This is a genomic window from Glycomyces artemisiae, from assembly GCF_003002955.1.
Taxonomy (GTDB): domain Bacteria; phylum Actinomycetota; class Actinomycetes; order Mycobacteriales; family Micromonosporaceae; genus Glycomyces; species Glycomyces artemisiae.
In genome coordinates, this window is the sequence record NZ_PVTJ01000003.1 from 199,195 (window position 1) to 218,942 (window position 19,748).

20 protein-coding genes and 1 pseudogene are annotated in these 19,748 nt (G+C 73.0%); 6 read left to right on the forward strand and 15 right to left on the reverse strand.

The genetic code is table 11. The features are described from left to right. Positions 1–33 precede the first annotated feature (33 nt). Positions 34–873, forward strand: a complete 840-nt coding sequence (locus B0I28_RS09715; RefSeq protein WP_181245728.1) for a serine protease — start codon at positions 34–36, stop codon at positions 871–873. 45 nt (positions 874–918) lie between these two features. Here the strand turns inward: B0I28_RS09715 and B0I28_RS09720 are convergent, their stop codons facing one another. Beyond that, entirely contained in the window at positions 919–2,214 is a 1,296-nt protein-coding gene (locus tag B0I28_RS09720; RefSeq protein ID WP_106363627.1) for an alpha/beta fold hydrolase, read from the reverse strand. 133 nt (positions 2,215–2,347) lie between these two features. Between B0I28_RS09720 and B0I28_RS09725 the strand changes: the two genes are divergently transcribed. Genes B0I28_RS09725 through B0I28_RS09735 form a run of 3 tightly spaced genes read left to right on the forward strand, consistent with a single transcriptional unit; the run spans position 2,348 to position 4,863 of the window. Beyond that, on the forward strand, positions 2,348–3,502 hold the full coding sequence (locus B0I28_RS09725) for a sensor histidine kinase (RefSeq protein WP_181245729.1): 1,155 nt from the start codon (positions 2,348–2,350) through the stop codon (positions 3,500–3,502). Then, the gene (locus B0I28_RS09730) at positions 3,499–4,170 is read left to right on the forward strand and encodes a response regulator (protein WP_106363628.1); all 672 of its coding nucleotides are present in this window, start codon (positions 3,499–3,501) and stop codon (positions 4,168–4,170) included. Before B0I28_RS09725 ends, B0I28_RS09730 begins: the two co-directional genes overlap by 4 nt. A 9-nt stretch (positions 4,171–4,179) precedes the next feature. Beyond that, the gene (locus tag B0I28_RS09735; RefSeq protein ID WP_106363629.1) at positions 4,180–4,863 is read left to right on the forward strand and encodes a sulfotransferase domain-containing protein; all 684 of its coding nucleotides are present in this window, start codon (positions 4,180–4,182) and stop codon (positions 4,861–4,863) included. A gap of 32 nt (positions 4,864–4,895) precedes the next feature. Here the strand turns inward: B0I28_RS09735 and B0I28_RS09740 are convergent, their stop codons facing one another. The 9 genes and pseudogenes from B0I28_RS09740 to B0I28_RS09775 all read right to left on the reverse strand — a co-directional run bounded on the left by B0I28_RS09740 (position 4,896) and on the right by B0I28_RS09775 (position 12,535). Further along, entirely contained in the window at positions 4,896–5,318 is a 423-nt protein-coding gene (locus B0I28_RS09740; RefSeq protein WP_106363630.1) for an RNHCP domain-containing protein, read from the reverse strand. Positions 5,319–5,332: 14 nt separating this feature from the next. Then, entirely contained in the window at positions 5,333–5,692 is a 360-nt protein-coding gene (locus B0I28_RS09745) for an RNHCP domain-containing protein (RefSeq protein ID WP_106363631.1), read from the reverse strand. Between the two features lie 200 nt (positions 5,693–5,892). After that, positions 5,893–5,979 (reverse strand): annotated as a pseudogene (locus B0I28_RS28440) (hypothetical protein); the annotation flags it as partial. Positions 5,980–6,021: 42 nt separating this feature from the next. Then, on the reverse strand, positions 6,022–7,089 hold the full coding sequence (locus B0I28_RS09750; RefSeq protein WP_106363632.1) for a glycoside hydrolase family 5 protein: 1,068 nt from the start codon (positions 7,087–7,089) through the stop codon (positions 6,022–6,024). Positions 7,090–7,205: 116 nt separating this feature from the next. Continuing rightward, on the reverse strand, positions 7,206–7,985 hold the full coding sequence (locus tag B0I28_RS09755) for an ABC transporter ATP-binding protein (protein ID WP_106363633.1): 780 nt from the start codon (positions 7,983–7,985) through the stop codon (positions 7,206–7,208). Then, positions 7,975–8,964 carry an ABC transporter ATP-binding protein gene (locus B0I28_RS09760; RefSeq protein ID WP_106363634.1) on the reverse strand — a complete coding sequence of 330 codons (990 nt, stop codon included), beginning with the start codon at positions 8,962–8,964 and terminating at the stop codon, positions 7,975–7,977. The genes B0I28_RS09755 and B0I28_RS09760 overlap by 11 nt, the downstream gene beginning before the upstream one ends. After that, on the reverse strand, positions 8,961–9,803 hold the full coding sequence (locus B0I28_RS09765; protein WP_106363635.1) for an ABC transporter permease: 843 nt from the start codon (positions 9,801–9,803) through the stop codon (positions 8,961–8,963). Before B0I28_RS09765 ends, B0I28_RS09760 begins: the two co-directional genes overlap by 4 nt. Next, complete coding sequence (locus tag B0I28_RS09770) at positions 9,800–10,807, reverse strand: ABC transporter permease (RefSeq protein WP_106363636.1); 1,008 nt, start codon at positions 10,805–10,807, stop codon at positions 9,800–9,802. Before B0I28_RS09770 ends, B0I28_RS09765 begins: the two co-directional genes overlap by 4 nt. 3 nt (positions 10,808–10,810) lie before the next feature. Next, positions 10,811–12,535 (reverse strand): ABC transporter substrate-binding protein, encoded by a 1,725-nt coding sequence (locus tag B0I28_RS09775; RefSeq protein WP_181245755.1) that lies wholly within the window; start codon positions 12,533–12,535, stop codon positions 10,811–10,813. A gap of 172 nt (positions 12,536–12,707) precedes the next feature. On the opposite strand from B0I28_RS09775, the gene B0I28_RS09780 reads away from it, so the two are divergent. Further along, positions 12,708–13,880, forward strand: a complete 1,173-nt coding sequence (locus B0I28_RS09780; protein WP_106363638.1) for an ROK family transcriptional regulator — start codon at positions 12,708–12,710, stop codon at positions 13,878–13,880. On the opposite strand, the gene B0I28_RS09785 is transcribed toward B0I28_RS09780, so the two are convergent. From B0I28_RS09785 to B0I28_RS09805, 5 genes are all read right to left on the reverse strand, one after another. Then, positions 13,874–14,890, reverse strand: coding sequence for an N-acetylglucosamine kinase (locus B0I28_RS09785; RefSeq protein ID WP_219926673.1), 1,017 nt, complete (start codon positions 14,888–14,890; stop codon positions 13,874–13,876). The genes B0I28_RS09780 and B0I28_RS09785 overlap by 7 nt on opposite strands. Beyond that, on the reverse strand, positions 14,881–16,131 hold the full coding sequence (locus B0I28_RS09790) for a family 4 glycosyl hydrolase (protein WP_106363639.1): 1,251 nt from the start codon (positions 16,129–16,131) through the stop codon (positions 14,881–14,883). Before B0I28_RS09790 ends, B0I28_RS09785 begins: the two co-directional genes overlap by 10 nt. 127 nt (positions 16,132–16,258) lie before the next feature. Continuing rightward, positions 16,259–16,999 carry an SDR family NAD(P)-dependent oxidoreductase gene (locus tag B0I28_RS09795; RefSeq protein WP_245888931.1) on the reverse strand — a complete coding sequence of 247 codons (741 nt, stop codon included), beginning with the start codon at positions 16,997–16,999 and terminating at the stop codon, positions 16,259–16,261. A gap of 57 nt (positions 17,000–17,056) precedes the next feature. Further along, positions 17,057–17,962 carry a diacylglycerol kinase catalytic domain-containing protein gene (locus B0I28_RS09800; RefSeq protein WP_106363641.1) on the reverse strand — a complete coding sequence of 302 codons (906 nt, stop codon included), beginning with the start codon at positions 17,960–17,962 and terminating at the stop codon, positions 17,057–17,059. Then, a complete protein-coding gene (locus B0I28_RS09805) occupies positions 17,959–18,960 on the reverse strand; it encodes an SPFH domain-containing protein (protein WP_106363642.1) in 1,002 nt (333 codons plus the stop codon). Before B0I28_RS09805 ends, B0I28_RS09800 begins: the two co-directional genes overlap by 4 nt. 69 nt (positions 18,961–19,029) lie before the next feature. Between B0I28_RS09805 and B0I28_RS09810 the strand changes: the two genes are divergently transcribed. Continuing rightward, positions 19,030–19,710 carry an NUDIX hydrolase gene (locus B0I28_RS09810; protein WP_106363643.1) on the forward strand — a complete coding sequence of 227 codons (681 nt, stop codon included), beginning with the start codon at positions 19,030–19,032 and terminating at the stop codon, positions 19,708–19,710. Positions 19,711–19,748: the final 38 nt, after the last annotated feature.

Below are 19,748 nucleotides of genomic sequence, written 5' to 3' on the forward strand. Positions count from 1 at the left end.
CCCGACCCTCGCATCCACCCTGAAAGGTTCACCGTGGAGTTCAAGAGGAAGCACCTGGTCCGGGCGGGCGTCGGCGCCGCCGCGGGCCTCGGCGCCGTCGCGCTGGTCTGGGGCGGCATCGCCGCCAACGCCGTCGAGTCGCCCGAAGGGGACTTCGAGGCGCAGGTCGTGGGCGGCGGGCCCGCGGCCGAGGGCCAGTACCCGTGGCTCGTCAGCATCGGCGACGAGCTGCCGGGCGAGCCCGCCGCAGAGCACTTCTGCGGCGGCTCGGTCATCGCGCCGAACGTGGTCCTGACCGCGGCGCACTGCGTCGAGGAGAAGAACGCCGTGGACATCACCGTCCTCGCCGGTTCCGTGGACCTCGAATCGCCCGGCCTCAACGAGGCCGACGTGGCGGAGATCCACCTCGCGCACGACTGGAACGACCCGGTCGAGTTCGCGAACGACTGGGCGCTACTGCTGCTCGAAGAGGAGCTCGACGTCGAGCCGATCGACCTCGCCGCCGACCCCGAGGTCTACGACGTGCTGGAGACCGCGGGCTGGGGCAACCTCGGCGACGACACGTACCCGACCGCGGCCCAGTGGGTCGAGGTCCCGTTCGTGACCGACGCCGACTGCCAGGCCGCCTACCCCGGCGAGGTCGACGCGCAGACGATGCTCTGCGCGGGCGACCTGGAGCACGGCGGCGTCGACTCGTGCGACGGCGACTCCGGCGGCCCCCTCATGGCCGACCGGGACGGCGAACTCGTCCTCGCCGGCATCGTCAGCTGGGGCTACGAGTGCGCCGTGGCGGGACAGCCGGGCGTGTACGCCGAGGTGGCCGACTTCAACGGCGCCATCGACGACGTCCTGGAGGACTGGGGCGTCCAGTAGGGAGCGGCGGACCCGGCCGGGCTTCCCGGCCGGGTCCGCCTGTCCTCATGCGGCGGGGTCGGCGTCGCCGGTGTAGGCCGGGAGCGGGAGTTCGGCTCCGGTGAGGAACGCGGTGACGGTGTCGATGTAGAGGTCGGGGCGATCGGTCTCGATCGAGTGGCCCGCGCCTTCGAAGTAGACGAGTTCGGCGCCGGGGATGGCGTCGCGGTACTCGCGGGTGATCTCCCAGCGCTTGTAGTCGCATTCGCCCCGCAGGACCAGCGCGGGGGCGTCGAGTTCGGCGAGGGCGGGGCGCGGGTCGGGGGTGCGGAGCTGGTCGGCGGCGATGAGCTGGTTGGCGTAGAAGCCGGGGACGGCGTCGGGGATGTCGATCGCGCCGCCGGGCTCGCAGCTGGTGGCGGAGCCGACGATCGACAGCAGGCGCGCGAAGACCGCGTCGATCTCGGCGTCGGGGATGAGCGCGCGGGCGGCGTCGGGGTTGTCCTCCATGAGGAGCGACCAGGTCAGGAGGCGCACGCCGCCGGAGGATTCGAACTCGGTCATCTCGCGGTTCTGCTCGGGGGTGAGCCGGTCCCACAGGTCGCCCTCGTCCTGGCCCTCCCATTCAGGGGCCCACAGCGCGCCGGGCGAGGTGAAGACGAGGCGGTCCACGTGGTCGGGGTGCGCGGCGGCGTAGGCGGCGGCGAGGGTGCCGCCCCAGGAGCCGCCGATGAGGACGAGCCGGTCGGCGCCGATCTCGCCGCGGATCGCTTCGAGGTCGGCGACCTGGCGGGCGACGGTGTAGTCGGCGGGGTCGAGGCGTTCGGAGCGGCCGGAGCCGGCCTGGTCGTAGACGTACACGTCGAATCCGGCTGCGGCGAGGGCGCGGTCGAGGTCGTCGGGGCCGTCGCCGGGCGTGCCCGGGCCGCCGTGGAGGCGCACCACGGTCTGGTTGCGGGCCTCGCCCGCGGCGGGCACGTGGTCGTAGGCGATGCGAGAGCCGGTCGGCAGGTCCCAGTACTCCCCCGCAGGCGTCCCGGCGGGAGGGTCGATGTCCAAGGGCCGGAACAGGGTCGTGGCCGCGGCGGCCCCTGCGGCGGCGGTGAGGGCCAGCGCGAGGACGGCGGCGGCGAGGCGGCGCCGGGCCGGGAAGGCGAGGCGCCCGGCGGTCCAGGTGAGGGTCCAGGCGACGGCGGTGAGCACGATCAGCGCGGCGGCGGTGAGCAGCGGCATTGAGGCGGTGAGGGTGGCGCCCGCGAGGAAGACGAGGACGGCGAGGGACGGGGCGAGCACGAGGCCGAGCCCGATGAGGACGACGGCGGCGGCGATCCGCCAGGGGCGGTGGGACGTTGCGTGGTTCATGGCTTCGACGCTATGGGCGGGCGGTCCTGGTGCGCGTCACCTGCGGTGGAGCGATGTCGTCCCCTCCGAGGGGGACGCGGGGTCGCCCGGCGGGCGGACGGCGGCGGGGCCGCGCGCCGGTACCGTGGACGGCGTGAACCTGCGACGCTGGAGCCCCGACCGGCGGGTCGACCGCGGTCCCCTGTGGATCCTCATCGACCTGGCGGTGGCCTACCTCTCGGCGGTCATCTCGATCGGCCCGTCGGACCATGTGGCGTCCGTGGCGGACGGGCCGCTCCTCGAACGCGCGGCCGCGGTCGTGTGGTTCGCGGCCATCGCGGGCCGGCGCTTCGCCCCGGCGACCGCGCTGTGGGCGGCGTCGGCGGCCACCGCGGCGGTGGCGCTGGCGGGCCTGCCGGTGATGAACGCGTCGCTGGCGACGGCCATGGCGCTGACGCTGGTGCTGCGGAGTCGTCCGCTGCGGTTCGCGATCGAATCCTCGTGTGTTCCGGTGGTCGCGGTCCTCGTGGTGCTGGTCCCGGTGGCGGACGCGTTCGTGCCCGCGCTGCTGGCGCACGCGGTCGCCGTCGTGGTCGGCCGGGCCGGGCGGGTCCGGTGGGAGGCGCAGGAGACCATGCGGCGCAGCGAGATCGAGCGCGAGCGGGAGGCCGCCGCGGAGCGGGTGCGGCAGGCGCGGGCGGCCGAGCGCACGCGGATGGCGCGGGAGCTGCACGACGCGGTCGGGCACGCGGTGACGGTGATGGTCGCGCACGCGGGCGCGGCCCGTTTCGCGCTGGCCGGGGACCGGGAGGAGATCACCGCGGTGCTGGGCAGCATCGAGCGGGTCGGGCGGGAGGCGATGCGCGACCTCGACGGGGTCCTGGGGCTGCTGGCCGATGAGGAGGACGCGGCGGATCAGGGTTTGGAGGAGTCGCTGCGCGCGCTGCTGGCGTCGCTCCCTGCGGAGGTGACCGCGGAGCTGCGCGTCCCCGGCGAGGCGCTGGCGGGTCTGGGGTCCGAGGCCGCGGCGGCGGTGCGGCGGGTGGTCCAGGAGTCGCTGACGAACGTGATCCGCCACGCCCGGCCCGCGCACGCGGTCGTGGAGGTCGAGCGCGGCGCGGACTGGGTGCAGGTGTCGGTGCGCGACAATGGGTCCGGCCCCGTCCCGCAGTCGTCTCGGCAGGGCCGCGGCCTGGCGGGGATGCGGGAGCGGGTCGCGGCGCTGGGCGGCGAGTGGGAGTCGGGGCCGCTGGATTCGGGCGGCTGGCGCAACCGCGCCCGGCTGCCGCTCACGGAGGAGGCCGCATGATCCGCGTGGTGATCGCCGACGACGACGAGCTGATGCGCGTCGGCCTGCGGATGATGCTCCAGACCCAGGAGGACGTGGCGGTGGTCGGCGAGGCCGCCGACGGCCGCGAGGCCGTGCGGCAGGCGCTGCACTCGACGCCGGACGTGGTGCTCATGGACGTGCGCATGCCCGTCCTGGACGGCATCGCCGCGACCCGGGAGATCCATGCGGCCCTTGACGATCCGCCGAAGGTGCTGGTGCTCACGACGTTCGAGCTCGACGAGTACGTGTTCGCGGCCGTGCGCGCGGGGGCGAGCGGGTTCCTGCTCAAGCGCAGCCCGCCCGAGACGCTCATCGCGGGCGTGCGCACGCTCGCGGCGGGCGAAGCGCTGCTCGGGCCGTCCGTGACGCGGCGCCTGCTCGCCGAGTTCGCGCGCAACGCGCCGGTCGAACCGGCCCCGGAGGTGCGGCGGCGCCTGGACCGGCTCACCGAGCGCGAAACGGAGGTGCTGCTCCTGCTCGGCCGCGGCCGCTCGAACGCCGAGATCGCGGCCGCGCTGTTCGTCGGCGAGGCCACCGTCAAGACCCACGTCAAGCGGGTCCTCGCGAAACTGGGGCTGCGCGACCGCATCCACGCGGCGGTCTTCGCGTTCGACCACGGCCTCATCCGGCCCGGGGAGGGCGGATAGGGTCTGGCGGTGATCGTCTGGCTCTCCTCGTACCCGCGTTCGGGCAACACGTTCTTCCGCATTGCGCTGCAACGGATCTACCGGGTGCCGACCTATGTCGTCTACGACGTGGACGGCGTGGCCGCGCAGATCGGCCCCGAGCTGATGGACGCGCGGGAGCGCCCCGCCTCGTTCGAGGAGATGCGCGCCTCGCCGGAGGTCCACATCGTCAAGACGCACCGCCGGCGCACCGATGAGGTGATCGCTGCGGAGGACCGCGCGATCTGCCTGGTGCGCGACGGCCGCGACAGCACGGTCTCGTGGGCGCGGCTGAACACGAAGGACGGCGGGGACTTCGAGACTGAGGCCCGGGCGATCATCACGCGCACGAGCGGCGGCACGGGCGGCTGGGGGCAGAACGTGCTGTCCTGGCGGCGCTCGACGGCCCCGGCGCCGGTCTGGGTTCGCTTCGAGGAGCTGATCGCCGACCCCGTTGCGGTGGTGCGCAAGGCGGTCGGCGCGGCCGCCCCCGAGCTGGTGCCGGCCGCAGGCGCTGAGATCCCGTCGTTCGCGGAGCTCCAGGCGCACGACCCGGCGTTCTTCCGTTCCGGCGCAACGGGAACGCACGAGAGCGAGCTTCCGCAGGACCTGCACGACCTGTTCTGGGCGCAGCCCGACAACGCCGCGGCCATGCGGGAACTCGGCTACGAGTAGCGGGGCGCCGACCGGAGCCGGCGCCCCGACTGCTAGAGGTTGATCAGGGTCCGGCTGGCCCTGTCGGTGTCGTGCAGCGGCCGCAGTGCCAAGCGCACCAAGGCCAATGCGTTGTCGTCGCCCGCGATGCGGTTCGAGCTCAGCTCCCCGCACGAGAGGCACTGGTGCACGATCATCCACTCGCCGTCAGGGCGCGTGAAGACCGCGACCGCCTCCATGCGGCCCCGGCACTCCGAGGCGCGGTCGCCGGGGATGCGGCGGTCCACGTGGAGGCTGGCGAGGCACTGCGGGCAGTGGTTGCGGTGCGCGGTCCCCGGCGCGTGCAGTGAGACGTCGAGTCGGCAGCCCGCGCAGCGGAAGTCGTTCGCACGGTGGCCGCTGGCCTCGTGCAGGACGTCCTTGCGGCGCTGGCTCCGGCGGTCGTCGTGCCCGCGCGGTCGGGTTCGTCGAGGCATGGTCGCTCACTCCCCTACAGACTGCCGAGCGCTTCGAGCGGGAACGGCGGCTGCGCGAGCGGGCGGACCGCCATGCGCATGAGGATGAGCTGGTTGTCGTCGGCGCACACCGGGTTCGAGGTGAGCTCGTCGCAGCGCACGCACCGGTGGATGAGCATCCAGTCGCCGGTGCGGAGCACCGCGATGGCGATCGGGCTCATCCGACCATCGCACTCGCTCGGGCCGCCTTCGACGTGGTCGGAGACGTGCTGCGAGTGCAGGCAGGACGGGCAGTGGTTGCGCAGCGAGCCGTCGCTCGCGGTCTTGGTGGCGGTCAGGCCGCACCAAGCGCAGGTGAAGGTGTGGATCTTGAGGGTATTGGCGGTGTTGGACACCCGGAGCTCCTTGCTGGGAAGAACTGAGAAGACAGCAAGAGCAGGCCGAGCGGCCTCGGTGGCTAAGCGGAGCAGCGAGGCGCGCTCGGCTCGATGCGGGTCATGGACACGTCCCTCTAGGGCCTGAAGCCCGGTCGACGTCCGCCCTGGTGCGGACCCGACCACGGTAGGAACCGCGGCCGGGTCCTGTCAACGGGTTTTCAGGACGTGACGCGGAACGTCGCGTCGGCCCGTGCGGTGGCCGTGGTGATCGGGTCGATCCGCAGCAGGTGGTCGTAGTGGCGGAGGTAGCGGTCGGCCTCGACTCCCCCGGCGGACCGGGCCTGCGGTCAGCCCTCCCTGATCCGGTCCCGGATCCAGGCGCCCGCCTCCTTGAGGTTCCCGGAGTCCCCGGTGAAGGGCCCGCCGGGGCAGGTGCCGGGCTCGAACGCGGCGCCGGAGCGCTCGTCGTCGGAGTAGTTCCAGTTGACCCAGCTGATCCCCTTGTCCGCCATGAGGTCCAGGTACCGCTGGGTCATCGCGAAGTCGTTCGGGCCGTCGCCGGTGTACTCCTGAGTGCCGAACTCGGTGACGAACACCGGGATCTCGTCGGCCGCGCCGGCGAGCCCGTCGAGGTAGTAGTCGTCGTGCGAGGCCGCGTAGAAGTGGAACGTGTACATGACGTTCTCGGCGTCCACCTGGTCGTCGATGACGTCCTGCGGGCCGCCGTCGCCGGACAGGCCTAGCGAGGACCAGTCGGGGGTGCCGAGGATGATCACGGCGTCGTCGTCGTACTGGCGGATCACCGGGATGATCGACTCGTGGTAGGACTTGATCGCCGACCACGCGACCCCGTTGGGCTCGTTGGCGACCTCGTAGAAGAGGTTGTCCTGGTCGCCGTGCTCGCGCGCGATCTCGGCGAAGAACGTCTCGGCGCGCTCCAGGTTGTAGTTCGGGTCGCCGGGGTCGAGCATGTGCCAGTCGACGATGACGTACTGCCCGCGGGCGGTGACCTCGTCGATCAGCTCGTGCATGCGGGCGGTGAAGCCCGCGGGGTCGGTCTCGTACCCGTCCTCCTGGATGTACATGGAGAGGCGCACGATGTCGGCCTCCCAGTCGTAGGCGAGGGCGTCCAGGGACGCGTCGTTGAGGCACTGCGAGTACCACTGGAGGCCGTGGGTGCTCATGCCGCGCAGCTGGACCGGGTTCCCGGCCGCGTCGCACAGGGTCGTGCCGCACACGGACAGCTGCCCGTGCTCGGCGGCAGGGCCGGCGACGGCCTCGGTGCCGGGGTCCGTGGCCGGGTCGTCGTGGTCGTCACCGGAGGCCGCGCCGATGCCGAGCGGGGTGATGACCGCGACGGCGGCGAGGGCCGCGAGCAGGCCGAGCAGCCGCTTGCGGCGGGGTGGGAGCGCCATGGACTCCTCCTCAATAGTTAGGCAGTATTACTATCTATTGATGAGCTTACGGGGACCGCGATTTCGAGTCAATAGATTGACTTCGACCAATATTGTCGGTTTCGCGGCCCCGCGCGCTAAGCGCCCCGGTGCAGCTTCGGAACGTCCGCCAGCAGCGACCGCGTGTACGGGTGCTCGGGCTCCGCCACGATCCGCTCGGCCGGGCCCGCCTCCACGATACGGCCGCGGTGCATCACCGCGATCCGGTCCGCCAGGTAGTACGCCTGCCCCAGGTCGTGCGTCACGAACAGCACCGTCATCCCCCGCTCGTCGCGCAGGTCCGCGAGGAGGTTGAGGACCGTGACGCGGACCGACGCGTCCAGCATGGACGTGGCCTCGTCGGCGATGAGCAGCCGCGGGCGCAGCATGAGCGCCCGCGCCAGCATGACCCGCTGGCGCTGGCCGCCCGACAGCTCGTGCGGGCGCTTCGCGAGCGTCTCGGCCGCGTCCAGGCCCACCGAGGCGAGCGACGCCTCCATGAGCGACCGGCCGTCGGTCCCGGAGGGCAAGAGCTGCAACGCGGTCGCGAGCGTCGCCTCCACCCGCCGGTACTGGTGGAACGCCGCGAACGGGTCCTGGAACACCGCCTGGACCTCGCGCCAGTAGTCGCGGCGCCCCGCGCCGCGCACCGCCGTCACGTCCCGGCCGTCGAAGACGACCCGGCCCGCGCTCGGGTCCATCAGGCGCAGCAGCAGCCGCCCGAGCGTGCTCTTCCCCGAGCCGCTCTGGCCCACCAGGGCCGTGACCTCGCCCGCGGCGAGGCGCAGGTCCACGCCGTCGACGGCCCGGACCTCGTCCTTGCCGCGCCCGAAGACCTTCGCCAGGCCCTCGGTGCGCAGCAGCTCGTCATGCGGCATCGACCGCCTCCTCCGATTCGGCACTGCGCCAGCAGGAGTCGTCGCGCGGCCCGGTCACGAGCCGCGGCGGACGCTCGGCGGTGCACTTGTCCATGGCGTGCTCGCAGCGGGGCGCGAACAGGCAGCCCGCGATCGGGGCCCGCAGGTCCGGCGGCGAACCGGGGATCCCCGCGAGGCGCCGGCCCCGCGTCCCCGGCTCGGGCACCAGGACCGACGCGAGCAGCGCCTGCGAGTACGGGTGGCGCGGCGACGCGACGAGGTCCCGCGCGGGGGCCTCCTCCACGACGCGGCCCGCGTACATGACGGCGATCCGGTCGGCCAGCTCCGACAGGAGCGCCACGTCGTGGGTGATGAACACGATGCCCTCCACGAGGCCGTCGGATACCAGGCGCCGCAACAGGTCCACCAGGAGCCGCTGCGAGGACACGTCGAGCGCCGACGACGGCTCGTCGGCGACGAGCAGCCGCGGGTTCCGCAGCGTCGCCAGCGCGGTCACGACCCGCTGGCGCATCCCGCCGGAGAGCTGGTGCGGGTAGGCGCGCAGGACGCGCGGCGGGAGTTCGAGGGCTTCGAGGCGGGCGGCGGTGCGCCGCAGCGATTCCGAGCGCTTGATACGCCGGTCCCCCGCGGCGAGGATGTCGTGTGCGAGGGCGCCGACGCGGCGGGTCGGGTTGAGGGCGTTGAGGGCGCCCTGCGGCAGAAGGGCGACGGTGCCGCCGCGCAGGGGCCGGTGGGAGGCGGGGTCGGTGAGGTCGACGTCCTTCCCGCCGACGGCGAGGGTCCCGGAGGTGACGCGCAGGGACGGTGCGGGGTTGAGGGAGAGCACGGAGGCCATCGTGGACTTGCCGCACCCGGATTCGCCGACGACGCCGAGGATCCGGCCCGACTCGACGTCGAGGCCGACGTCGTCGAGGGCGTGGAACCTCCCTTCGCCGGCGTCGTAGTGGGCGGTGAGGTTGGTGAGGCTCGCGAGGGTCATCGGGCCGCCTTTCCGGCGCGCAGCCGCGGGTTGAAGACCGTGTCGAGGCTGGACTGGACGAGCAGGAGGGAGAAGGTGATCGCGGTGATGAACACGGTGGGGGTGAGGAAGACCCACCACTGGCCGCCGCGGATGGACTCCCAGGCGATGGCCCAGTGGAGCATGACGCCGAGGGAGGCGGTGCCGGAGGGGCCGAGGCCGAGGAGGCTCAGGGCCGCTTCGGCGAGGATCGCGCCGTAGAGCTGGATGACGAAGGCCATGACGATGTAGGACATCATGTACGGCAGGAGCTCGACGGCGATGATCCGCCAGGTGCGCGAGCCGGAGAGGCGCGCGATGTCGACGTGTTCGCGCTGCCGGAGGCTGGCGATCTGGGAGCGGACGGCGCGGGCGGTCCAGGGCCAGGAGACCGCGCCGATGCAGGCGCCCATGACGGTGACCGAGCGGGTGTCGAGGCTGATCGAGAGCAGCAGGAGCACGATGATCGCGGGGACGGTGATCATGATGTTGGTGAGCCCCATGAGGATCTCGTCGGCGAGGCCGCCGCGGTATCCCGCGAGGGTGCCGATGAGGACGCCGAGGACGGTCCCGGCGATCCCCGCGAGGAGCCCGATGTAGAGGGACGTGCGGATGCCGTGGACGAGCTGGATCCCCACGGACCGGCCGAGGTGGTCGGTGCCGAGGAGGAAGTCGGCGCCGGGCGGCCGGAAGGAGGGGCCGAGGAGGTCGCCCGGCCCGGCCGGGGCCGCGAGGGGCCCGATGAGGCCGGCGGCGGCGATGAGCAGGAAGACCGCGGCGGCGGTGTGGAACCGCGGCGGGAGTGCCTTGAGCGCCTTCACCGTTCGCCCCTTTCAGCGGCGCGGATGCGCGGGTCGATGAGGCCGTAGAGGACGTCGACGAGGAAGTTCGCGACGAGCACGACGACGAGGACGAGGAGCGTCACGGCCTGGATGACCGGGTAGTCCTTGTTGAGGATCGCTTCGTACAGGAGCGTCCCGATCCCCGGGTAGGAGAACACGATCTCGGTGAGGAGCGCGCCGCCGACGAGCGTGCCGATGGCGAGCGCGAGGCCGGTGACCTGCGGGAGCATCCCGTTGCGGAAGATGTAGCCGATGATCTTGCGGTCGGCGAGGCCGAAGCTCTCGGCGAACCGCACGTAGTCGGCGTCCACTTCGTACACGGCCATGGACCGCATGCCGATGGCCTGCCCGCCGATGAACACCAGCAGCAGGGACAGGAACGGCAGGAACCAGTGCGAGACCGCGTCGACCGCGAACAGGCCGGTCCACTCGGGCTTGAGGCCGAAGGACCAGCCGCCGCCGGCGGGGAACAGCGGGAGCGCCACGGCGAGGCCGTAGAGCAGCAGGACCGCGAGGCAGTAGTACGGCGCGGCGGTGAGGAACAGGCTGGAGAGGTAGACGCTCCGGTCGAAGCCGCCGCGCCGGTAGGCGGCGACGGCGCCGACGAGGTTTCCGATGAGCCAGCCGAGGAGGACCGCGGGGAGCTGGAGTGCGATGGTCCACGGCAGGGCGTCGGCGACCATCGAGGCCACGTCGGCCGGGTAGCGGCTGAACGAGGTCCCGAAGTCCCCTTGCACGGTCTTCCCGATGTACGTGAGGAACTGCGTCCACAGGTTCTGGTCGAGCCCGAACTCGGCGATGTAGGTCTCGTAGACGCGCTGCTTGGTCTCGGAGGAGGCGTGGCCGCGCAGGGCCTGGCCGATGAGCGTGTCGACGGGGTTGCCGGGGAGCAGGCGCGGCAGGAAGAAGTTGAGCGCCAGCGCCGCGGCGAAGGCCGCGGCGTACCAGCCCAGCTTGGCGAGGATGTGGCGGAGGAGGGTCATGTCCTAGGACTCGGCGGGCTTGATCTTGGAGAGGATCTGAATGCCGGTCATGCCCTGCATGGGCGCGCAGTACGGGTCGTCCTTCGTGGGGAAGCCGGTCCAGTTCTTCTCGCTGAACTGGTAGAACTCCAAGGGGCGGTACATGAGCGGGATGGCGGGGGCCTCGGCGCGGATGATGTCGTCGAGCTGGGTGTAGGCGGCGGTGGCGGCCGCGGCGTCGGCGGCGGTGGCGGCCTCGTCGAGGAGCGCGGGGACGGCGTCGTGGTGGAAGCGCCCGAAGTTCCAGAAGGCCATCTCGCCGACGGGCGGGACGTCGCGGTCGTCGATGAGGTCGCGGATGCGCGACCAGGGGCTGGAGGGGGCGACGTCGGAGACGTACCACAGGACCATGTCGAAGGCGCCGTTGCCGAGGTTGTCGTTGACCTCGGTGAAGTCGCTGAACTCGGTGGCGACGTCGATCCCGGCGGCGGTGGCGGTGGTGGCGACGATGTCGAGGGCGGCGTTCCAGTCGGTCCAGCCCTGCGGGGTGGCGGCCTTGAACGGGCCGAGGCGGGTCCCGTCGGGGAGGACGTAGATTCCGTCGTCTCCTTTGGCCGCGCCGACCTCCTGTTCGAGGATGCGGGCGGCCTCGTCGGGGTCGTAGGACCAGCCCGCGGCGGCGGCCTCGGCGTTGAAGTGGACGCTCTCGGCGCCTTCGGGGAGGATGACGCTGGCCTGTGCGGGGTCGCTCATCCCTGCCATGGCGGACTCGGCGATCTTGGCGTAGTCGATGGCGTGGGCGAGCGCGCGGCGGACGCGGGCGTCGGCGAGGGGGCCGGTCGTGGTGTTGATGATGAGCATCGGGATGGAGCCGGGCAGGTGGTAGGGGGCGTCGCTCTGCCAGGTCTTGACGGGCAGGCCGCGCTCCTCCCAGAGCTCGTTGACGCGGGGCAGGAAGTACGCGGAGAGGTCGATGTCGCCGTTCTGGAAGGACAGGTTGGCGGCGTCGTTGCCTTCGTAGATCGCGTGGACGACCTGCTGCGGGACGGGTTTGCCGTGGATCTCGGCGCCCCAGTAGTCGGGGTGGAGGGCGAGGGTGACGTCCTGGTGGGAGTAGGAGTCGAGGGTGTAGGGGCCGGAGCCGACGGGCTCGGTGTTGGGGTGCTCGGTGAGCTCGGCGTCGGGGACCTCGGCCCACACGTGCGCGGGGAGGATGTACGTGAAGCAGAGCAGGTCCATGAGCCGGAGGCGCTGGGGGCGTTCGGCGTTGAGGGTGAACACGACGGTGCGGTCGTCGGGCGCCTCGATGGCGTCCACGTAGGACCAGATGTCGCCGTAGGCGATGCCCTCGTTGCGGTCGGCGAGGCCGAAGGTGGCGATCACGTCGGCGCTGGTGAGCGGCTTGCCGTCGTGCCAGGTCGTGCCCTCGTGGAGGGTCACGGCGCCGGTGTCGCCGTCCCAGGCGATGCCGGAGGCGAGGAGCGGTTCGGACTCGCCGGTGAGGAGGTTGAAGTTGAAGAGCGTCTCGTAGAGGTGGACGGCGTAGTTGCCGACGGGCCAGGAGGCGGTCCAGCCGAGGGGGTTGAAGTTGGCGGGGGCGCCGTCCTGGAGCCCGGCGGTGTAGAGGGTGGTCGCGCGGGCGTCGCCGCCGCCGGTCCCGGTGCAGGCGGCGAGGGCGGCGGCCGCGCCGAGGGCGGCGGAGGTCTGGAGGACGGTGCGGCGGCTCGGGCGGCCGGGGCGGTGCGTCATGGCGGTGTCCCTTGCTCGGGGTGACGGTGAGGAGTCTCGGGGGTGCATCGAGCTTAATAGTTAGATAAGGTTACTAACTTATAAGCGCCGATAGTATACTCAGCGGGCCCCGGGGTCAACATCGACGCGAACAGAACTTCCCGCGGCCGGCCATCAGCGACGAAGGACGCCCATGCGAACGAACACGGACCCGCCCGTCCCCTCCGGCTCCTCCCACCTGCTGCGCACCATCAACGAGCGCGCCGCGCTCTACCACCTGCTCGAGAACGACACGCTCACCCGCGTGGAGCTGCGCAAGCTCACCGGCCTGGCCAAGCCCACGGCCTCGCAGGTGATGCTGCGGCTGGCCGAGTCCGGGCTCGCGGTCACCCAGGGACGCACCACCGCCAGGCAGGTCGGACCCCGGGCCGAGGTGTACTCCGTGAACGCCGACCACGCGTTCGCCGCGGCCGCGACCCTCCACGAGCCCGACGGCGTCACCGTCGCGATCCGCGACCTCAAAGGGCGCGAACGGGCCTCGTCGACCCGCACCTTCGACTTCAACGAGGTCCCCGTCGACACCGCGGTCCAGCGCATGCTGCGCCGCACTGCCGACGACGCGGGGATCGCCCTGGACCGCGTCGCCGTCGTCCACCTCGCCGTCCCCGGCGCCTACGACGCCGTCACCGACACCATCGGGTACGCCGACCTCCCCGGCGCCCCCGACGTGCGGCTCGGCGCGTCCCTGGAGTCGTTCATGGACTGCCCGGTGACGATCCACAACGACGTCAACGCCGCCACCGTCGCCGAGCGCCGCAACCCGGCCGTCTCCGGCGGCCTGGTCCTGCTGTGGCTGGGCCGCGAGGGCATCGGCACCGGGATCGACCTGGCGCACGGCCTCGTCGTCGGCGCCCGAGGCGCCGCGGGCGAACTCGGGTACGTGCCCGTCTTCCCCGACCGGACCGGCCCCGACGACCCGACCTACCAGGACTGGATCGGCGCCCCCGCCGTCCTCGCCCTGGGCCGCGAGCACGGCGTCGCGGGCGCCGACGCCGCCTCGGTCATGACCGCGGCCGTCAAGGCGGGCGCCCAGGCGTTCATGGACGCCTACGCCAAGCGGGTCGCCGGGGCGCTGCACCTGCTCACGTGCCTGTTCGACCCGCCGAGCCTGGTCCTCGGCGGCGAGATCGCGCGGGCGGGCGGCGAGACCTTCGTGGAGTCGGTGCGGCGCGCGAACGCCTCGCTGGCCGAGCGGATCCTGCCGTCGGCGGTGTACGGCGACGCCGTCGCGATCGGGGTCCTGGACCTGGCGTACGCCGACCTGAAGGGCCGCGTGCTCGACGCGGCCCTCCCGGAGGCTCAGTAGGCGACGCGGACGGGCTCCATCGCGGCGATGCCGGCGGCGAGGCTGCGGTGGGCCGCGGTGTCGGTCGCGCCGGTGAGCGCGTCGAGCGCGGTCCACGCGGCGCCGAGCACCGGCGGGCGGTCGAGGCCGGTGTAGGACGCGAGCGGGAACTCCGCCTCCAGGATCGGCGCCAAGTGCCGGTGCAGGGCTGCGGGCGCGGCCGCGAGGACCCCGCCGCCGCCCACGATCGTGAACGGCCCCTTGCCGAGTCCGAGCCTGCGGGCCCCGACGCGGACCATCGCGATGATCTCGGCCGCCTGGCGCTCCACGACGGACTCTGCGACGGCGTCCCCGGCGTCGGCGGCCGCGAACAGGCGCGGTACGAGCCCGTGGACCATGTCCCGGGGGAAGCGGCCGAAGTGCAGGCCGATCGCGGCGTCCTCGGCGGTGCCGGTCCCGAAGTGCGCGCGCACGGCCGCGCACAGGGCCGTGGCGGGGCCGCGGCCGTCCTCGGCGCGGGCGGCGTGGAAGAGCACGGCGTCGCCGAGGTCCTCGCCGCCGCCCCAGTCGCCCGTGGTCGGCCCGAGCGCCGGGAACCGCGACCACTCGTCGGACGCGTTGCGCCCCACGCTGTTCATGCCCGCGCCGCAGATGACGGCGACGGCGTTCCGGTCGCTCGTCCCGGCCCGCAGGAGCGCGAACACGTCGTTGTCGAGCACCACCTCGTCGGCCCAGCCGCGCGAGCGGGCGTCGGCGTTCAGCCGCTCGACCTCTACCGGGAGGTCCACTCCCGCAAGGAGGGCGTCGACCCGCGCGAGTGGTACTTCACTCCCCCACCGGGCTTCGGCGCGGACGGTGTCGATGAGCTTGCCCAGCAGGTCGACCGCCTCCCGGTAGCCGAGCCGGTGCGGCGAGGAGGTGCCGGTGCGCACGTAGGCGTGGACGCGGCCGTCTGCGGTCGCGGCGACCGCGTCGGTCTTGGAGTTCCCGCCGTCCACCGCGATGAAGGCGCGGTCCGCGTTCAGGCCCAAGGGAGGTGGTCCCGCCCGGTGGCGATGAGGCGGGCCGTCAGGCCCTCCGCGAGGTCGTGCTGGCCGACGAGGGGGTGCGCGAGCAGCGCTTCGTAGACGCGGCGCTCGCCGCCGCGGACCGCGGCCTGGACGCCCAGTTCCTCATAGGCGGCGACGGCCGCGACGAGGCCGCGCTGGCGCGGCCCGAGCGGGGCCGCGTCGACGGGCGTGATGTCGGCGCCGACGCGGGCCGAGACCTCGATGACGGCCTCGTCGGGCAGGTACGGCAGGAATCCGCGGTTGCGGACGTTCACCGCGTGGACGCCGCCGTCCCGGGTGAGCAGCGAGCGCATGAGCGCCACGGCGGCCTCGGAGTAGTAGGCGCCGCCGCGCTGCGAGAGCAGGTCGGGCTTGCGGTCGAGGGTGTCGTCCTCGTAGATCTTCCAGAGTTCGGCCTCGATGCGGGCGACCTCCCGCCCGCGCGAGGGGGCGGTGCGGAGCCGCTCCACTTCCGTGTCGTGGGCGTAGAAGTAGTGCAGGTAGTAGGAGGGCACGCGACCGTCGGCGAAGACCGCGGCCGGGAGGTCCACTTCGTCGGCGATCTCGTCTCGGTGCTCGTCGAGGAGGCCGGGGAGGACGTCGCGGCCGTCGACGCGGACGCCGGTCTCCCAGGTGAGGTGGTTGAGGCCGACGTGGTCGAGGACGACGTCCTCGGGGGCGCGGCCGAGGAGCCCGGCGAAGCGGCGCTGGAAGCCGATCGCGACGTTGCACAGGCCGATCGCGCGGTGGCCCGCGTCGAGGAGCGCGCGGGTGACCATGCCGACGGGGTTGGTGAAGTCGACGATCCACGCGCCGGGGGCGGCGAGTTCGCGGACGCGGTCGGCGATCCCGAGTGCGACGGGGATGGTGCGCAGGGCCTTCGCGAGGCCGCCCGCGCCGGTGGTCTCCTGGCCGACGCAGCCGCATTCGAGCGGGAACGCCTCGTCCTCGATCCGGGCCCGCTGACCGCCGACGCGCAGCTGGAGCAGCACGATCGCGGCGCCCTCGACGCCGCGGTCGAGGTCGGTCGTCCACTCGACCTTCGCGTCGGACCCGTGCCGGCGCATGATGCGCCGCACCAGCGGGCCGATGACCTCCAGCTTCTTCGCGGCCGGGTCCACCAGCGCCACTTCGTCGATGCCGAGCGCGACGGCGTTGGCGCCGAAGCCTTCGGCGAGCTCGGGGGTGTAGGTGGATCCGCCACCGACCACGGCGATCTTCATCAAGGTCCTCTCGATCAGCGACGGACATGAAGGGCCGTCATAAATAGTCAGGTTAACTAACTAAATGATCGATGTCAACGCGCGGACCGGAACGGGACCGCCTTGGACGGCGGTCCCGTCCGCCGGGTCAGAGCGCGTGCTTGAGGGTGAGCCAGCCGCCGTCGACGGGCAGGTCGACGCCGGTGATGTAGCCGGCCTCGTCGGAGGCGAGGTAGGCGACGGCGGTGGCGACCTCGTCGGCGCGGCCGACCCGGCCGACGAGCGTCGCGTCGCCGGCCCGGACGATGTCCTCCTCGGAGGTGTCGGCCCAGTGGGTGGTGCGGATCGGGCCGGGCGAGACCGAGTTGCACCTGACGTGCGGGGCGTACTCGACGGCGAGCTGCCTGACGAGGGCGTTGAGCCCGCCTTTGGCCGCGGCGTAGGCGGTGTAGCCCTTGAGCGACCGGTGCGCGTGGACCGAGGAGACTGCCACGACCGCGCCGCGGGCCTCGCGCAGCGGCCCGATGCAGGCTTTGACGCCGAGGTAGGCGGCCTTGAGGGTGACGTCGTGCGTGCGGTCCCAGTCCGGCTCGGACAGCTCGTGGGGCGCGCCGTTGACGCTCGCGAAGGCGTTCGAGACGAGCACGTCGAGGCGGCCGTGGGCGCTGATCACCTTGTCGTGCAACGCGGTCCAGTCGGCGCCGCTGGAGGCGTCGGCGCGGTGGAAGCGGACCCCGCTCGTCTCGCGGGCGATCCGCTCCCCCGCCTCCTCGTCCACGTCGGTGACGTAGACCGCCGCGCCTTCGGCCGCGAGGCGCGCCGCGCAGGCCGCCCCGATCCCCTTCGCTCCACCGGTGATGACGGCGACTTTGCCTTCGAATCGGTTCATCGGCATACGGTAGCGTCCGAATCCACTGGGCCGTAACCTGATGCGACGGTCCCGTCGCTATCCGGGCACGACCAGGTGCAGGCGGCGGTCGGCGAGGCCGATGGTGATCTGCTGGCCCCAGGCCACGGTGAGGTGGTCGGACTCGACGCCGTCGGCGAAGACCACGAGCCGCTCGCTCTCGCACACGAGCCGCAGCTCCTCCCCCGTGCCCAGGACGCCCGCGGTGAGCGCGGTGCCGGTGGCGGGCGAGGGCCACGCCTCCCGCACGAACCAGGACAGGGACGGCGCCTCCGGGCCGGGCAGGACTTCGCGCAGGTCCCGGTCGGCCGCAACGGAAGCGGTCCAGCCGGTGGCGCCGGTGCCGGTCCCGACGAGCACGCCCGAGGAGGACTGGCGCTCGCCGCGCCCGGCCGCGTCCACGAGGCGGTAGCGCGCGGACTGGTGGGCGGCGTGCCCGGCATAGACCTCGTTGAGGCCCGCGAGCTGCTGGCCGTCGTCGAGCCGGGCGGCGACCATCGTGAGCCTGCGGGACGCCGCCGTCCCGGCGGCGACCGCCTGGAGCGCCTTGGCGACCGACGCGGACCGGAACTGGACGAGGACGCCGCGGTTGCGTCCCGGCTCGGGGTCGACGCCGATCACGGGCTGGCCGGACAGGTACTTCGCGACGTTCGCGACGAGGCCGTCCTGGCCGACCGCGACCACGATGTCCTCGGGCGCGAACAGGAACCGCGGCAGGTCGTCGCGGTCGACGCGGCCGCGCCGCCAGTCGGCCGGGACCGCCGCGTCCACTGTGGTGAGCGCGGCGTGCAGGGCCTCGTGGCGGGCGGTGGCCTCCTGGAGGTCGCGGCCGCGCTGGCGCAGGAAGTGGTCGGCGGCGGCGCGGGTGCCGTGGCGGGCCAGGAGCTCGTCGAGTTCGCTGCGGCGGCTGACGACGACCACGCGCGGTGCGAGCGTGGCGCTCACTGCCGGCCGTCCGCGAGCCGGGCGATGGCGCCGGTGAGCAGGTCAGGGGTGACGGTGAGCTGGCCGATCGCAGGGAGCTGCCCGGCGAGGTCGCGCATCGCGAGGGCGTGGAGGACGCCGGTGGGCAGGTCGCGGTAGATCGCCATGCGGGCGGCCTCGGCGTCGGCTTCGGCGGCGCCGACCTCGCGGACCCGGTCGGCCTGGGCCGCGGCGAGGGTGCGGGCCTTCTCCGCTTCGCCTTGGGCCGAGGCGAGCTCAGCGGCGGCGGTGAGTTCGGCGCGGCGCCGGTCGTTGGCGCCCTTCTGCTCCACGAGCTGCTGCTCGCGGCGGGCCAGCTCGATCTTGTTCTGGAGCTCGTTCTCGGCGATGGCCCGCTCCTGCTCGACGGCCTGCGCGCGGCGGGCGTACGTGGCCTTGTCCGCGTCCTGCTGCACCGCTTCGCGGGTGGGGGTCTGGAGCGAGCGCTCCATCTCCGGCTCGGGCCGGATCGCCACGACGCGGGCGCTGACGACCGCGACGCCGACGTCCCCCAGGCGCGCGTCGTCGGAGAGCGCGGCGGCGACGGCCTCGCGGACCTCGGTGATGGCGACGGTGAGCGCGTCGGCCAGCGGGACCCGGGCGAGCAGGTCGAGGGCGGGCTGCTGGGCGAGCTCGGTGAGGAGGGTTGCGACCTGGTCGAGGGGGCGGGCGCGCGCCTGGCCGCCGTAGGGGTCGACGGAGAAGTCGAGGCGGGCGGCGGCCAGCGCGGGGTCGGCGATGCGGTAGGTGACGGTGGCCTGGACGGTGACGTCGGCGAAGTCGGCGGTGCGGGCGTGGAACATCAGGGGCAGTTCGCGGTCGTCCACGGGGACTTCGGAGAGGACGGCGGTGAGGGGCCGGTACCAGAACGACTGGCCGGTCCCCTCCTTGACCGCGCGGCCGCGCTTCTGGAAGCGGACCCAGACGGTGGGGGTGCCGCGCAGGTGGCGCAGGAACAGGCGGTTGGTGACATCGGCCATGGGGTGGGCCTCCTTTTCTCGTCATCATGACGATAATCCTCGTGCTAGGTTATCGTCAAGGTGGTGAGAATGAGTTATCCGGTGTTCGCGGTCACGGTCGATCTGGTGGTGCTCACGGTGAGGGAGGGCGGCCTGCACGTGCTGCTGGTGCGGCGCGGGATCGAGCCGTATCAGGGGAAGTGGGCGCTGCCGGGCGGGTTCGTGCTCGAAGACGAGGACCTGGGGTCGGCGGCGCGGCGGGAGCTGGCGGAGGAGACGGGCCTCGCGGACGCGGGCGGGCACCTGGAGCAGCTTGCGAGCTACGGTGCGCCCGACCGCGATCCGCGGGGGCGGGTGGTGACGGTGGCGTACCTGGCGCTGCTGCCGGACCTGCCCGTGCCGACGGCGGGCACCGATGCGGCGGAGGCGGAGTGGCGGCCGGTCGGGGAACTGGGGCTCGCGTTCGACCACGACCGGATCCTCGCGGACGGCATCGAGCGGGCCCGCTCCAAACTGGAGTACACGCCGCTCGCGGCGGCGTTCTGCCCGCCGGAGTTCACGATCGCGGCGCTGCGGCAGGTCTACGAGGCGGTCTGGGGCGAGGCCATCGACCCGCGGAACTTCCACCGCAAGGCCACCTCCACCCCCGGGTTCGTCTCCCCCACAGGCGGTTCCACCGAGGGCGGCGCGGGCCGCCCGGCGCGGCTGTACCGCCGCGGAGACGCGGCCCTGCTCAATCCCCCGCTGCTGCGGCGCAGGCCCGGGGATTGAAGCGGGTCGCCGGAGCCGGGCCGGGATACGATGCGGCG